The 13889-nt window shown below is 70.6% G+C and carries 21 protein-coding genes; all 21 read right to left on the bottom strand.

Annotated elements, in window-relative coordinates; translation table 11 throughout:
* Positions 1-3: 3 nt before the first annotated feature.
* Positions 4-189, bottom strand: a complete 186-nt coding sequence (locus OHS71_RS09405; RefSeq protein ID WP_328478763.1) for a hypothetical protein — start codon at positions 187-189, stop codon at positions 4-6.
* Complete coding sequence (locus OHS71_RS09400) at positions 186-350, bottom strand: hypothetical protein (protein ID WP_328478762.1); 165 nt, start codon at positions 348-350, stop codon at positions 186-188. The genes OHS71_RS09405 and OHS71_RS09400 overlap by 4 nt, the downstream gene beginning before the upstream one ends.
* A 114-nt stretch (positions 351-464) precedes the next feature.
* Complete coding sequence (locus OHS71_RS09395) at positions 465-2261, bottom strand: type IV secretory system conjugative DNA transfer family protein (RefSeq protein ID WP_328478761.1); 1797 nt, start codon at positions 2259-2261, stop codon at positions 465-467.
* 48 nt (positions 2262-2309) lie between these two features.
* Positions 2310-2831 (bottom strand): DUF317 domain-containing protein, encoded by a 522-nt coding sequence (locus OHS71_RS09390; RefSeq protein WP_328478760.1) that lies wholly within the window; start codon positions 2829-2831, stop codon positions 2310-2312.
* Positions 2828-3436 (bottom strand): hypothetical protein, encoded by a 609-nt coding sequence (locus tag OHS71_RS09385; protein WP_328478759.1) that lies wholly within the window; start codon positions 3434-3436, stop codon positions 2828-2830. Before OHS71_RS09385 ends, OHS71_RS09390 begins: the two co-directional genes overlap by 4 nt.
* 68 nt (positions 3437-3504) lie before the next feature.
* The gene (locus OHS71_RS09380) at positions 3505-4323 is read right to left on the bottom strand and encodes a DUF317 domain-containing protein (protein WP_328478758.1); all 819 of its coding nucleotides are present in this window, start codon (positions 4321-4323) and stop codon (positions 3505-3507) included.
* Positions 4320-4673: a hypothetical protein gene (locus OHS71_RS09375; RefSeq protein ID WP_328478757.1), complete on the bottom strand. Its 354-nt coding sequence runs from the start codon at positions 4671-4673 to the stop codon at positions 4320-4322. The genes OHS71_RS09380 and OHS71_RS09375 overlap by 4 nt, the downstream gene beginning before the upstream one ends.
* Positions 4674-4836: 163 nt before the next feature.
* Positions 4837-5643 (bottom strand): DUF317 domain-containing protein, encoded by an 807-nt coding sequence (locus OHS71_RS09370; RefSeq protein ID WP_328478756.1) that lies wholly within the window; start codon positions 5641-5643, stop codon positions 4837-4839.
* The gene (locus OHS71_RS09365; protein WP_326759176.1) at positions 5640-6032 is read right to left on the bottom strand and encodes a hypothetical protein; all 393 of its coding nucleotides are present in this window, start codon (positions 6030-6032) and stop codon (positions 5640-5642) included. Before OHS71_RS09365 ends, OHS71_RS09370 begins: the two co-directional genes overlap by 4 nt.
* A 306-nt stretch (positions 6033-6338) precedes the next feature.
* Positions 6339-6710 (bottom strand): hypothetical protein, encoded by a 372-nt coding sequence (locus tag OHS71_RS09360; RefSeq protein WP_328478753.1) that lies wholly within the window; start codon positions 6708-6710, stop codon positions 6339-6341.
* A gap of 25 nt (positions 6711-6735) precedes the next feature.
* Positions 6736-7158 carry a hypothetical protein gene (locus OHS71_RS09355; protein ID WP_328478751.1) on the bottom strand — a complete coding sequence of 141 codons (423 nt, stop codon included), beginning with the start codon at positions 7156-7158 and terminating at the stop codon, positions 6736-6738.
* 20 nt (positions 7159-7178) lie between these two features.
* The gene (locus OHS71_RS09350) at positions 7179-7799 is read right to left on the bottom strand and encodes a hypothetical protein (protein ID WP_328478749.1); all 621 of its coding nucleotides are present in this window, start codon (positions 7797-7799) and stop codon (positions 7179-7181) included.
* Between the two features lie 44 nt (positions 7800-7843).
* Positions 7844-8602, bottom strand: coding sequence for a hypothetical protein (locus OHS71_RS09345; RefSeq protein ID WP_328478747.1), 759 nt, complete (start codon positions 8600-8602; stop codon positions 7844-7846).
* 29 nt (positions 8603-8631) lie between these two features.
* Positions 8632-9342, bottom strand: a complete 711-nt coding sequence (locus tag OHS71_RS09340) for a hypothetical protein (protein ID WP_328478745.1) — start codon at positions 9340-9342, stop codon at positions 8632-8634.
* Between the two features lie 22 nt (positions 9343-9364).
* Entirely contained in the window at positions 9365-10270 is a 906-nt protein-coding gene (locus OHS71_RS09335; protein ID WP_328478743.1) for a hypothetical protein, read from the bottom strand.
* Complete coding sequence (locus OHS71_RS09330) at positions 10267-11037, bottom strand: hypothetical protein (protein WP_328478742.1); 771 nt, start codon at positions 11035-11037, stop codon at positions 10267-10269. Before OHS71_RS09330 ends, OHS71_RS09335 begins: the two co-directional genes overlap by 4 nt.
* Entirely contained in the window at positions 11034-11456 is a 423-nt protein-coding gene (locus OHS71_RS09325) for a hypothetical protein (RefSeq protein ID WP_328478740.1), read from the bottom strand. The genes OHS71_RS09330 and OHS71_RS09325 overlap by 4 nt, the downstream gene beginning before the upstream one ends.
* Before the next feature lie 109 nt (positions 11457-11565).
* Complete coding sequence (locus OHS71_RS09320; RefSeq protein WP_328478738.1) at positions 11566-12063, bottom strand: hypothetical protein; 498 nt, start codon at positions 12061-12063, stop codon at positions 11566-11568.
* A 347-nt stretch (positions 12064-12410) separates the two neighbouring features.
* Positions 12411-12761, bottom strand: coding sequence for a hypothetical protein (locus OHS71_RS09315; protein ID WP_328478736.1), 351 nt, complete (start codon positions 12759-12761; stop codon positions 12411-12413).
* Positions 12758-13210, bottom strand: coding sequence for a hypothetical protein (locus tag OHS71_RS09310; protein WP_328478730.1), 453 nt, complete (start codon positions 13208-13210; stop codon positions 12758-12760). Before OHS71_RS09310 ends, OHS71_RS09315 begins: the two co-directional genes overlap by 4 nt.
* Positions 13211-13261: 51 nt before the next feature.
* A complete protein-coding gene (locus tag OHS71_RS09305) occupies positions 13262-13780 on the bottom strand; it encodes a hypothetical protein (protein WP_328478728.1) in 519 nt (172 codons plus the stop codon).
* Between the last annotated feature and the right edge of the window lie 109 nt (positions 13781-13889).

The following is a 13889-nucleotide window of genomic DNA, read 5'->3' as shown; positions in this document are numbered from 1 at the left end:
GGCTCAAGAAGCTAGCCCGAAGTGGCCCTGCACCGGCTCTACTTCATGCCGGAGATCGCCTGCGGTCATGTCGTGGCCGTCGAGCGCGTCGTTGTGCCGGGTGTACTGATCGGCGAGGCGGAGCAGCCGCGAGAGGGGCGTCAGCGGCGGCACGTCGAACAACAGGGATTCGGTGGGCGGCGTGGTCATGAGGGGCGCCGTACGGTCGGGGCCAGCACGGGCACGGGAGCGGTCGTGCTCGGTGTCGCGGGACGGCCGGGCACAGCAAGGCAGGCGCGGGCCGAGGGAAGGGTCTGACCGGCGTCGTCGAGGTGGACGCGCAGGCGGCTGTGCTGGTCGATCGCATCCACCGGTTTCTGGAGTGTGGCCTGCTTCGTGCGGCTCCATGTCGTCCAGGTCGGCGGGCTCGTAGGTGTGAATGGGCGCCTCCGTGGGCGAGTTGAGTGGGGAGAAGGGGGCGGGGACTAGGCGGCGGTGCCGAAGTCGGTCTGCTTCGGGGCAGCCTTGGCCACAGCACGCTCGGTGATGTCCTTGGACGCCCGGGCGGAGGCGGCGGAGAGTTCGCCTGCGCCGGGTTCGAGATACCAGGGGCGCAGGTCGAGCATGGCCGCGCGCATGCCGGTGGCGAATGCGAGCGCGGTGCCCTTGGGTAGAGCGCGGATGGCGTCGGCGGCCAGGATGCGTTCCTGCCGCATGCTGACGGACGTGGACTTGCCGGACTCGGAGGTCGAGGTGGAGGTGGTCTCGACGTCGTGGTCACCGATCAGACGGGACAGCTTGTCGGCGAAGTCCGGGTCGTCGATGCCGGACCCGATGACCTTGATCGTGGAGGCGGACCACATGGCGTCCATGCCGGCGTCGCCCCAGACCTTCTGGCCCTGCCGGTAGCTCTGCAGGATCGTGATGGGGATGATCCCGCGGCTGCCGAGGTGGGAGTACAAGTCCGGCAGGTCCGAGATTTTGCAGACGTTGGCGGCCTCGTCGAGGATCGCCAGCATGGGCGGGTCGAGGCGTCCTCCGGCGCGTTCGGCCTGGGCGGTCGCGGCCCGCATGACTGAGTCCGCGCACGCGGCGATGAGGGCCGAGGCGCCGCCACCGCCGTCCTTCGACAGCAGATAGAGCGTGTCCTTCGAGGTGACGAACTCGCTCGGCTTGAACTCCGCCACGTTCTTCTGCGGGGTCACCCATGCGGCGATCTCGCTGTTGAGCAGGGCGGCGGCGTACTGGCGGGCGGTCTCGTAGATCCCGTCGCGGGTCTCCGGCGGGCCCTCCACGGTGCCCTTCAACTGCGCGGCGACGGCGGCGAACCCGTGATCGCGCAGGACGTCCAGCGGGGTCCGGTCGGCGGGGAATGCCAGCCACTGCATCACGTCCGTGATTGGCCGTTCGGCGAGCGCGGCGGCCAGGAACAGCTGCGAGAGGATGTTGGATCCCGCCTTGGACCAGAAGTCGCCCTGCTGGGAGGCGTCGACGCTGGCGGCGAGGAAGTGGCCGGCGAGCCTGCCGGCGCCGTCGAGGGTCTTGGTGTCGGACAAGGGGTTCCACCACATGGCCCGTTCGGCGTGGGCGATCTGCTGCGGGTCCATCGACCAGGTCCGGCCGACGGCCGCCCGCGCGTCGAGCGTGGCCGTGTAGGCGTCGCCCGCCGCCTTGTTGGACGTGAGCAGGACCGGGCCTGGCGCGTTGAGGATGGAGGGGATCGCCAGCGATGTGGTCTTGCCGGAGCGCGGCGCCATGATCGCGACGGCGACGTCCTCGTACCCCATGCGCACTTCGTGCTTCGTGCCCTGGAGGTTGCCGAGCAGGATGCCGGTGTCGGCCGGGTTGAGGTGCTTGGCGTCCTTCAGGCTTGGGCGCAATGATCTTGCCTTGGCGGTGATGGCCTTGGACATCAGCGGCTCGATGTCCCGCTGTTTGGCCATCCCGGCGACGCGCTTCCTGCGTCCGCCGTTGCTGTCCTTGTGCCGCTTGTACAGCACGGCGGCCGTGATCCCGAGTGCGAGTAGCACGGTGCCGGGCAGGATGCGGGTGCCCAGCAGCAGGGACGTGTCGCCGAGGCGGGGCCACAGCTGATCGGGATGGAGCAGGGCCTGTACGGGCTGATACGGCGCACGGGGACCGGTGTCGGTGGCCCAGGAGGTGAGGTTGCCGCCCAGCCACGCCAGGTTCGACAGGGGGACGGCGATGGCGAGGACGACGCCCAGGACGCGGAAGGCTATGTCGTAGCCGTCGGTGGACGAGGTGGAGGAGGGCTGGGGCAAGGGCTGGTCCAGGTACGTGGGTCAGGAGCGCGGCGCGGGCGGGGCCGGTCAGCGGGTGCGGCGCGGCGAACGGCCGTGCGGCGCGGGCGGGGCAGTGGTCGCTGGGCGGTGCCGGGCGGCGAGGGCGCTGACGCGTCGCTCCAGGGCGAAGGCGATGTCCGGCGCGGCGACGTGATGGGTGTGCACGGTCATGCGGTCGCGGGCCAAGCCCGGGATCCAGCTCGGATCGCAGGGATCGGGCGCGGTGGGCGGGCCGGATGGATCGGTCAGGGCGTCGGTGAAGGCGGCGATGATCTCGACGGGGGTGCGGGCGTCGAAGGTGGCCGTCCAGCCGGGGTGATCCGCGGTACGCGTGTGCCGGATGGTCCACCAGCCCGGATCGTCCGGGTCGGGGTCCAGACGCAGCTGGATGAGCTGGTCAAGGCTGGTGAGCAGGACGCGCGGCGTCAGCGGCTCGTGTCCGTAGCTCCGGCCAGCGGCGCGATGCAGCGGCACGGTGATCCACCCCGGGTCTCCGCCGCCCGCGAGATAGCGCGGGGTGATGAGCGCCTGCTCGACGGTGTCGCTCACGCGCACCACCGCCGGGCCGTAGACGACGCTGCGGCGGCCCTGGGCATGGGCGGCGTCGTGACCAGTGCTGGCGCGGATGCCTTCGGTCGCTTCTGCGCCAGCGCGTTGATGGCGAAGAGCGCTTGGCCGTGGATCGCCCACTGGTCGAGGTAGTGCCAGGCTTCCGCGTAGCTTTCGGCGAGCGGTTCATCGAACGCCGCGGTCCCGGGCCGGGCGCTCGCGGGCAGTGCGCGGCGCACGGCGAGCCAGTCGTCGTGGACGGCGTACAGCCCCTTGGTGCTGTCGCGCAGTTCTCGCACCTGCCAGGCGTAGCGCCGGGTCCGGGCGGAGGTGGGCAGCTGGGCGAGCTGCTGTTCGGCGACGTGCACCAGTTCGTCGGCGTGGTCATATACCCGACCGAAAGAGACCAAAGTGTCGGAGTCGCGCTGGCGCTGGCGCAGGCCGTAGGTGTCCTCGTCGTAGGGCTGGTGCGTTTCGGGGTCGGAGTGCTGGTCGGAGTAGGCGTCCCAGGCGGCGAGGATCTGCCTGCTTTCCCTCAGGTAGATGGCGAGTTGGCTCAGATGGAGGCGGTGCTCTGGGCTCGCGGGTTCCAGTGGAATGGTCAAGAAGGGCCTTCGGGCATACAGGTGTGACGGCGAGGGGGTGCGGCGCGGCCGAGGCCGCGCCGCGTGGTTCAGCGGCCCCGGGCCGCAGCAGCGGCCAACTCGGCGGCGGGTGCCAGGACGGGGTGCGTGGTCGGCGCGCCACTGCGGCGGGCCTTGCGGGCGGCGGCCCGGATGGCCTTCAGGCGCGCCTCGTGGGCGGCGGCCAGTTGCTCGCCCTGGGCGCCGCGTTCCACCTGGGTGACCAGGTGGGAGTGCGGGACGTCGTAGCGGCCGCGCGGCACGGGCGCGGGGTCGGTGAGGGCGGTGGCGAAGGCGGCGAGCAGGTGGCGGGGTGTGCGGTCGTCGAAGTACGCGTGCCACAGCCGCTGGTGGCCGCCGAGACCTGTGGGGAGCGCGACGTCGGCGCTCCAGCTGAAGTAGTCGCTCGTCAGCGTCGCCCGCCGCTCCATGGTGGTGATGCCGTCCGGATGGCGCGCACTCTCATTGCCCCGCTCGTCGCGCTCGTAGGTCCAGGCCGCCGCTTGCAGGGTCGGCCACACATCTGGCTCCGCGACCGGGGCGGGGTGCAGGAGGGCGTCGGTGATTCCGGCGATGATCTCGGCGGGTGTGTTGCCGCCGAACGACGCGTGCCAGCGCTGTGAGGAGATCCGCCACCAGGCGGAGTACGTGTCCGCAGCGGGTTCGAGTACGAGCGTGTGGCGGAAGTCGGGGCTGGCCAGGACGACATGGGGAAAGTCGGGGTCGGCGTAGTTCTTCCAGCCGCCGGCCCGCAGCGCCTGGGTGACATGGCGCGGGTCGCCGGGCCCGGCGAGATGACGGGGACTGGTGTCGAACCAGATACGAGACCAGGGGTCGTCGGCTTTGCTGGCGATGTAGGGGCGGGTCACGAAGTCGTCGGCGGACCTGCGGGCGCGAACGCCTGGCCGCCCGCGCGCTGGATGTCCCAGTGCAGGACGTGCCAGTCCGTGGCCTCCTGGGCGGCGTCCCGGAGCCCGTCGATGATCAGGCGGATCTCGTCGGTCTGGGGGCTGGTGGCCTGCTGGGAGACGAGGTGCGCGGCGTTGCGCAGGACGTCGCCGAGCAGGATGGGGACGCCGGTGTCCTCGTCGAGGAGGCGAGCCAGCAGCGGCAGCACGTCGGTGACGGGCGGGTTGGTGCGTAGATAGTCCTTGAGCTGGGTCAGGGTTGCGGTCGCCTGCGCGATCTGGTCGGAGCTGGGGTGTGAGGGGTTGGGCATCAGCGTCCTTGAGTGAAACGTGGTGGTGAGCAGGCCAGGCTGTGGACGGCCCTGTGGATATCCCCTGTGGCGAGGGTGTCGTCGCAGTTCAGATCGGTGATGAACCTCCTTGCCATCGAGGAAAGTTGGGGACAGGGCAGCGGGCGTATTCACCCGAGGCCGGTCAGCGGCGTCGGCCGTCGGACGTCGCGTACGGGCGAGCGCCGGGGCTGGAGCGGGCCCGGTTGGTGGCGAAGGAGCTATGGGCCCATGTGGCCGCTCTGGCGGCGGTGATCCGGGCCTGCTGCCAGGCGCTGAGCTGGGACGGCAGGACGGACACGGAGGTGGTGCGGATCCGCTGGGAGGGCGGGACGCGGCCGAGGGGCCGCAGCACGGGCTGCGGGTCCGCGAGCGCCGTGCTGAATGCCTGCACCAGATGCATCGGCGTGGTCGGCGTGAACATCGCCTCCCACACACGGCCGTGTTCGTTGCGAGCACCGACCCACCAGTGTGCCTGGCCTGGGCCAGACTGGTGGAAGCGGACGAAGGCATCGCCGTCCGGGCTGCGGGCGGTGAAGTGCTGGCCTCGCTCGGTCTCCCAGCCCTGTTGCTGCAGGGGCTCCCACACGTTGGGGGCGTGTGCCTTGCGCTCCTTGAACAGGGCGTCGGTGATACTGGCGACGATTTCGACGGGCGTCTGCCGGCCGAAGGTGGCGTGCCATGCCTCCTGGTGCGCGGTCTGCTTCCCGCTGATGGTCCAGCCGCCGGGCTGGGTGAACGGGTCGTATCCGATGTGCACGGACTTGTCCGGGCTGTCGAAGACGATGGGGCCGCCGCTCTTGGACTTGTCCTTCCACCCGGAGGCGCGCAGGTACTCGGTGACGTGGCGCAGGTCGCCGCCGCCGGCGAGATAGCGGGGCTCGACGAGGTAGTGCTGCTGGGCCTGCTGACCGGCGGCGCCCCAGCCGGACCACTGCTTGTTCTGTCTCACCGGTGCCGCCTGACGACCATCGCCGATCCGGCGGGCCGCGCAGCCGGGCTGGTGGACGGGGTGGCGGGCGTGGCGAGCTGTTTGATCGTGCCGGTGTGCTCGTTGAGGTCCTCGCCCACGCTGTCGAGTTCGTTGGCCGCGCGGCCCAGGGCCAGCCATACCTCGGGGTGCAGGATGCCGCGCTGGGAGTGGTCCTGGGCGAAGCGTGATCCGGTGGCGACCAGGTTGGTGACTCGTCCGAGCAGGCCCTCGTCGTAGTCGAGGACCTTGCCGAGAATCTGGGCGGCCTCGTGCGGCGGCGATTGGGCCAAGAGCTGTGTGAGCTGGCTGAGCTGGCGTGCGATGTCGTCAGCGAGCCGTACCGAGGTGAGGGGCGGGGGGTTGGTCATGGGCCTCCTGAACGGGCCAGGTCGGGCTGCTAGTTGTGGTGGCGGATGTGGTGGCTGTCGACGAGAGGGAACATGTGCCGGCGCCGGGCTTCGTCGAGGGCCGCTTCGGGGTGCCCGCCGGCCAGCAGGTTGGTCCGGTTGCGGCTGTCGGCGGTGACGGCCCGCAGGTAGCGGCGGAAGAGGGCGGTGACCAGGCGCGGCTTGCGGTCGGCTGTGATGGGCGGTGGGGTGCGGTCGGTTTCGCGGGTGACAGGTACTCCAGGTGAGGTCTGGGCCGCCCCCCTGTGGGGTCGGCGCGGTGGGTGGTCAGCGCGTACGGCGAGGGCGCGACGCGCTCGGGGCAGGCGCTGCGGGCGCGGGTGCCGGCCGGTGTGCTGGGGATGCGGCGAGGGCGGCGCGGTAGGCGGTGCCGCCGAAGAGGCCCGTATCAATGGAGACCTGGAAGCCGTGGCCGGTCAGCAGCCACGCAGCCCGATCGGCCATGTCCTTCATGGCGATCTCGTCCATCTGGTCGGGGACTTGATGCCAGATCTCGCCCTCGCCGCCGTGGCGTTCGAGCCCGAGGCCGTCGAGCAGGACGAGCAGCTGCTCCGGGGCGCTGGTGCGGGTATCGACGTAGATCGTTCCGTCGCGGTGATAGAACTCAACGTCGACCTCGTGCTCGTCCGCCAGGCTCACGAGCGGGACTCCTTTCGATCGTGGCTCACCGCCGACGAGGTGTCGCCGGACTGCTGTGGGCCCGGATGACGGAGGCGGTCGCGGTGTGCGGCGCGGCTGCGGCGCCGGGCTGGCGGCGCACTGCCTCTGCGGCCTCCTGATAGGCGGCGGCGTCCCAGACGGCGTTGGTGATGTTGACCAGGTATCCGGCCACGAGCAGCGAGGGGACGGCGCTGGTGGCGAGCCTCTTCTTCTCGGCCTTGGTGAGGCGGTCGGGGACCTCGTGCCAGACATAGACGGGCCCGGCCGTCGCCGCCGTCTTGCGTTCGAAGCCGAGGCTGTCGAGCAGGGCCAGGAGTTTCTCGGGCGCATCGGTGGGGGTGTCGGCGTGGACCGTGTCGGTCAGCGGTCTGATGTAGATCTCGACGTCGGTGCCTTCGTCGTCGGCGCGGTTTCCCACGTACGGCATGCTCCTGTTCGGGGATCAGGTCAGCGCTGTCGAACGGCGGGCGCAGCCAGCGGCGAGGGCGCTGTGGACACTGGGCGGGGGTAGGTCTGTAGTGCGGGGCCGGTCCGGTCGACGTCGTTGCGGACCTGCTCGATCTGCCAGGTGAGGGTGGACAGTTGGTTGACGATGGTGCCCAGCTGCATGGCCACCTGCGGGTCACCGCCGGTGTCCTTGAGACGCCGGCCCCACGATGCCCAGGTCGCAAGCAGCGACTGCGTCAGGCGGGGCAGCAGGCCGTCGTCGGGTGCCGCGATCTCGGTCAGGACCGCCGCGACCTGCCGGTCATTGTCGGCATCGCTGCCGAGTGAGGTGAGCTGTTCGAGATGGCGGTGGGCGGCTTGCCGGTCGCTGCCCTGGGTGGCCAGGGTGTTGAGCATGGGGTCGAGATGGACGCTGTACCCGGCCAGAAGCAGGGCATGGGCTGCGGCGGTGGCACCCTGACGCTGCTCCTCGACGGGCAGGGCGTGCGGCAGACGGTGGTAGTCGCCGCGTGGGCCTGGGGCGGAACGGAAGCCGCCAGCGGTCTGCAAGAGGCCGGCCGCGCGCTGGTCGCCCCCGATGGCGACGACCAGCGCGGTCTTCGGGTCCCGGGAAATGGTCACGTAATCCAGGACGAGGAACGTCGGCTCGTCCCCGTGGGCGAGAGTCACCGGCCCCGGTGCGGAGAGGTGACCGGCGGGCTCGGAGGCGCTACCGAGGTGGTGCCCAGGGCGGGCCGGGCGGGCGGATTACGTAGGACGACGCCGACGCCCAGCTCGGACAAGCGCTGGCCGGCGGCTCGTACGGACGCGGCCTGGTGCGCGGAGTCGTCACCGGACAGGACGAAGACGTCGTCTTCCGCGTCGAGGGCGAAGCCGGCCTCGGTCAGGGCCTGGACGATGTCGTCGCGGTCGGGCTTGTCGACGACGAGGGCGTCGCCGGACCAGGTCATCACCACGTGTTCCGGCTCAGCGGCCGGCGGCGTCGTGAGGCGGGCGGCGTTGGTGCGGACCTGGGCGAGGGCCTTGTCGTACCGGGGCAGCAGGTCGAAATGGATGTCCTCGGCGGCGCTGAACGGATCGGCGTCCACCGCGATTCCGTCGGGCTCGCGGACGCCACGGAACGCTTCGGCCGGTGCGTCGGTGGGGGCCATTGCGGCGATCAGGTAGCCCTCGCCGTGCCCGAGCGGGTCCGCGACGAACAGTCGGCTGCCGTCGTCGCGGGTCAGCACGGCGCAGTGGTCCACGGTGTGCTTGGCCAGGGTGTCGGCGACCTGGTTCATGTCCCACACGTGGTCGGTGAGGGCGGCGTGATCGTTGTTGCCGCCGCGGTCCGGGTGGTACGTGCTGGTCCAGGCGCCGGGCAGTTCGCCGGCGAGGACAGCAGCGAACGAGCCGAGAGTGGTGTCGGGGGTGGGGACGTGCATGGTCTCCTCAGAAAGGAAGGGGGCGGGGGTCAGCGCCGCCTGTTTGCCGGGGCTGCTGCGGTGGGTGCGGCGGCGGGGCTGGTGGTCAGGCGCGGCGAGGGCGCGGGACAGGCGCAGATGGCGGAGGCTTCGCGTTCGTCCGGCCCGACGTCGGCGGTGCACGCGCGGCGCTGGGGGTGGTTCTGGTGCCGGTCGGCGAGGTCGTTGCGCATGTGGGTGAGGTCGGACCGGATGACGCCGAGCCGGTGCTCGCCGAGGTACTGCAGCCGCTTCGCGGTGTGCGGATCCGGGGCCTGGCCCAGACCCTGGTAGAAGGCGGCGGTCGCGGTGAGGACTTCGCCCAGCGCGATGAGCACTCCGTCGTGGGAGGCGGTCAGTTCGGTCAGCGCGTCGGCGACCTCGCCGCTCGTGGTGGCTTCACGGATCCGCTCGGCGAGGTCGGCGACCAGCGAGCCGAGTGGCTGGTAGTGCGACTCGCGCGTCTCGGTGTCGAAGGCGTCATCGGCGTCGACGTGGTAGCGCACAGCGCGCAGCCGGGCCACGGCGCGAGTGGCGAGACGTTCCTCCTCGGCTATGTCGAGACCGATGGGCAGGCGGTGATAGGTCTCGTGGAGGCGGACGACGGGGACAAAGCCGGTGCGTTGAAGGATGCTGTGGGCTTCCGGATCGCCGCCGCGGACGAGGACTTCTCCGGAGTGCGCGTCGCGCCCCAGGGTCAGGAAGCGATCGGCAAAGGCCAAGAAGCTGTTCTTTCAAGGGGGGTCAGTGGGTCAGCCGGGTGCCGGGCGTGGGAGGCGCGGCGGTCATCCGGGTCGAGAGGGGCACCGGCCGTGCGGTAGCGGGCAGGGCGGCGGCGGTCGCGTCGAGGTCCTGCTGGACGCCGTACAAGCGGCGGGCGATCAGCTCCAGTTGGTGTCCTGCGGCCGGGCCGTAGGCGTGCGGGAGGCGATCGAGACGGTGGGCCGCGTGCTCGACGAGGCCGCGCACGGTCGCGAGCGGACCGGTGTTCCCGTCGGCGAGCTGGCGGAGCAGTCCGGCGAGTTGAGTGGTGGCGTCGCCAGCGCCTGGTGAAGCGCCGTTGCCCGCCGCGGTGGAGCGCTCCGAGAAGCGGGCGGTCTGCCCAGGATCAGGGCCGAGGAGGGGAGAACGGAGATCCAGCTCGGCCTCGATACGTCGGCACTCGGCTGCCAGGAGCGGAAGCAGCCGTTGGGGCTGCGTGGTCCATGTGCCGTCCGGGCGGATGAGGTTGGCGAGCAGGTCGAGGCGGCCGGGCTGTGCCTGGACGGCGATCCAGCGGCAGCCGTGGTCGTCCCCCGGCCGCTGGATGCCCGCGATGCGGGCGATCCGGTGGGCGATCTCGGACCACTCGGGGCCGGTGAGGTCGCGGTCGCAGGCGTGCAGGCGCACATCCGCGTGCCAGATGGCGCGTCGGTCGTCCTGCGCACCGGCCGCGAAGGGGTGCTGCCAGCTGGGGTCGTCAAGGTGCTCGGCCCACTCGGCGGAGGTCCAGGACTTCTGCTCGTCGTCGAGCGTGTAATAGTCCAGCCCCGGCCAGAGGGCGACCACCGTGTGCTCGGTCAGACCCTCTTGGTCGCTGACCGGGCGGTCGAGGGCTTCGGCAAGCGGCTCGCTGGGGCTGATGTCGCGTGGATGGATACGGATGATCATTGTGAGGTGGACTTCCGGCGCCTACGGGCGAGTTGGGTCAGGTCGTGCGCGGCGGTGATCAGGGTGTGTTCGCGCACCAGGTCGGAGTGGACGGCCAGGTTGCCCGGCGGCAGGAGTTCCAGGGCGCGCTCGATGGCCGTGCGCGCCTGGCGGTACTGGCCCGGCGCGCGCAGCGCCGAAGCCTTGCGGAACTGCGCGATCGGATCGTCTCCACCGCCCTCGGGCAGCCGGTCCACGAGGGCGAGCAGCGCGTCCGCGCGGCCGGGAAGCAGACCGCCCAGCCACACTCCATGCAGCAGGACGTGCAGCGTCTTGGGGTGATCCGATGCCGTGGCGAGGACCTGTTCCATCACGGCCAGGCCATCCGAGCGGGACTGGCCCAGGCGCGCGAAGGCGTACAGCGCCCAGCTGTGCGGGTCCGCATTCAGCACGCTCAACGGCACCTGGTTCAGGAGGGATTCGATGGAGCGGCACCGGAAGTCGTAGCGCAGGGCGCTCAGGTAGAGGTGCCGGTACGTCCGCCAGATGACCGGGCCGGGGCCGGGGTCGGTGACGTGCTCGGGGTCGAGAAGCACCAGCGCACTGTTCCCGGCGGCGCGGGCTTGCCAGGCGACGTCAGCGCACACCTCGGCTGACTCCTGCCACGTCGTGTCCAGATCACGCAGGGCCTCGGCCAGGCGCATTGGCCACTGGGTACCGGCGACCGTCTCGATGGCGATCGAAGCCGCGCGAGCCAGGGCCGCGTTGCGCTCAGGGCTGGGGGTCATCGCCCGCCTCGGGCGTCGGCGACGTGCACCACCTGATTGAGGTGGTTGACCGAGTACCAGCCGCAGTCGACGTCCCCTTCGGCGCCGGCCAGGCGTGGGACGAGGTAAGTACGCAGCGCCTGCTGGTAGATGAGGCAGTCCGGGCAGCGGCTGGAGAGATGGACGAGGTAGCGCGGGTGAGCGGTGAGGTACGTGCGCTCGCCGCCGGCCGGGTCGTACAGCCGCCACCCGTCCTCGTCGGTCGGCGTGTGCCACGAGGGCGTGACGACCTTGTAGGCGTCTCCCCACAGCTCACTGCCGGAAATGCCCTTGAGGATGACGACCTGGTCGCCGGGCCGGAAGTGCTGGTGGGTGATATCCCGTTCGGGGGTGACGACGTCACCTGGGGCATGCGGATGGCGGAAAACGGCGTCGGGCACAGCAGGGGTTCCTTCCACTATCACGCGCAGGGGAGGCGGTGGGAGGAACAAGGATCCGGACGATCCCCGGTTTCGGTAACCGGTGATCGTCGGGTACAAGACCCTGTGTCTACCGGAACGGATTCTCGGTTCCGGTGTCGTCGCTGGTGGCGGCGTCCAGGAGTTCGGGCAGGTCAGTGCCCTCGGCGTCGCGCTGATCGATCCACCACCCAACGCGGGTGACGGTGCGGATCGTGTCCTCCAGGGCAGCCCAGTCGGCCTCGTCCCAGCTGCCTTCGGTCACCAGCGCGCTGTACGCAGTCGTGACGAGCTGGTGGCGGGAGCGCTCACCCCAGGCGAGAGCCTTCTCGGGTCCTTCGAGCGGCGGCATGTCGAACTTCTCGGCCCACTCGGTGGCGGCCTGCTGTTCCTCCGCGCGCCTGGCGGCCAGCCACTCCTCCTTGCCGGCGCTGTCCTCGTCGCGGGCGGCCTTCCAGCAGTCGGTGCAGTCGCGTCCCTCCAGCCAGCGGGCGAATCCGGCCCGCCGGTCGGCGGGGCGGTTGGAAAGATCATGCGAGATTTCGTGTCCACATCTGTGGACGATGTTCCACGTCGTTCGGACGGCCATATGAGGGCGAATCTCCTTATCGTCAGGGGTGGTTCGGTGTGTTCCGTGCGCTTGGCGCGACCTGGGCGGGGTGCTAGCACGGGCAGTGGCCCATGGCGATGACCTTGTCCTGGCAGTCGCGGTCTGTCCGGTGCAGCTTGGTGAGCCTCACGTGCTGGGGAGGGGTTGTCGACAGCGCGTGGACCTCGTCCTGGTGCCGGGTGAATCCCGCCAGTTAAAGGGCGGTGGTGGCCCACCGGTGCCGCTCCCCGCTGGGGCGCGCGACCATCGTGTTGCTGGCGGCGAGGTGCAGGGTGATCTTGGCGGAGGAAGTCAGGGCAGCGGGCTTTCGTCTTGGGACAGCCGGGTTAGCGCCGTGGCCGCCGCGGGGTGCCGGCGGGCGAGGGCTGCGCGGTCATGGCGGTCTTCGTGCGGCGCAGCGTCGGCGGTGCGGAGGCTGCGGCGGAAGTGGGGCACAGGTCAGGGTCGAGGTCGACGCTGTAGCGGGCGGTGGTGAGCATCTCCGCAGCCCAGGTGGCGTGTTCGTTCTCCCAGGTGCGGCCCAGGTCGAACGACAACCGGATCCACACGCCGCGCAGCGTGGGATAAGTGTCGAATCCAGCACGGGCCAGGACACTCGCGGCGAAGGCATCGACCGGGCCATCGACTTCGACTTCGCCGCCCAGGCCGCGGGTGATGCGGATCGCTTCGTCGCTCATCGGCTCCGCCCCTTTCCGGCTGTCTGTGCTCGGTCGCCCACGGGCACAGCGGCGGTCTGCGGCACAAACTCAGGGAGGGTGGCTGTCGGGGCGGTGAGCCTTTGCGGGGAGCGGGTGGCCGCTGCCTGCGCGATGGGGTTGCGTCGCTCCATCAGCTTGATACGCACGGCCGGTTGCGGTGGGCCGGCGGTGAGGGCGGGGTCGAGGGGGTAGTCGGCCTGCACCTCGTAACCGTGTCGGCGAAGGTCGAGGACGGCCTGGCGAGTACGGCGGACCCCGTCCTGCTGGGGGTGGGTGAGCCGGTACAGGCCCGGGGTCTCGGGGACCGGCTCGAACTGTTCACGGAGCAGGAACCAGTCGGCCAGGTGCGCGGGGATGTTCGCGGTGGCGGCGGCCACGAAGCCGTGGTCGGGATGGGCGCCGAAGCGGAAGTGGTCAGACAGAGGCAAATTTCTTTCTTTGAGTGGTCAGCGGTGTATTGCCGCGGAGCGCGGGGCGGGTCAGCGGGAGGGGCGGCGTGCGGGTGCGGCCGGTGGCGCGGGTGCCGCCGCGGGGCCGTTTGTGGGCTGGGCCGGGGCTGACGGGTGCGTGCGCCGGTAGGTGTCGGCCAGGTGGTCGTCGGTCAAGTAGCTGAGTTCGTCTCCGAGTTCGGACAGCTGCTCGGCGTGCCGGCGGTACCGTTCGGCGATCTTCGGCTCGTGCTTGCGCTTGCACCACTCGGCGGCCGTCTCCAGGAACTGGTGCAGCTCACTCAGAGCGCTGTGTCCGTCGCCTAGGACGGCGGTGGTGACGGCCTGGAACTCGGCAGTCGTGCGCACTTGGTACAGCCGGCGGGTCCAGGCGATGACGCTCTGCCCGGCGTCCTCGATCGTGAGGCCGTCGGCGAATTGCTTGGCGTCGTAGGCGGCCCAGCGGTGCAGGTCGTCGGTGGTGGGCCGGTTGCCGCGGTGGTCTTTTATCTGCTCGCCGGTACGACCAACGTTGTCGTACAGGTCGAAGTCGGGGTGGGGCAGGGACAAGGAACTCCTCGGGGCGTGGAGCCGGGCCGCGGCGCTACACGCGGGTCGTCAGTCCGGAGGCGTCTGTGATGGCTCACATGTAGCCGATAAGGCGGTACGGGGCGGCCTT

It is taken from the genome of Streptomyces sp. NBC_00377 (genome assembly GCF_036075115.1).
In the GTDB taxonomy this organism is placed as follows: domain Bacteria; phylum Actinomycetota; class Actinomycetes; order Streptomycetales; family Streptomycetaceae; genus Streptomyces.
Note: the sequence above shows the minus strand (reverse complement) of the source record. Positions and strands in the feature narration are given on the sequence as shown.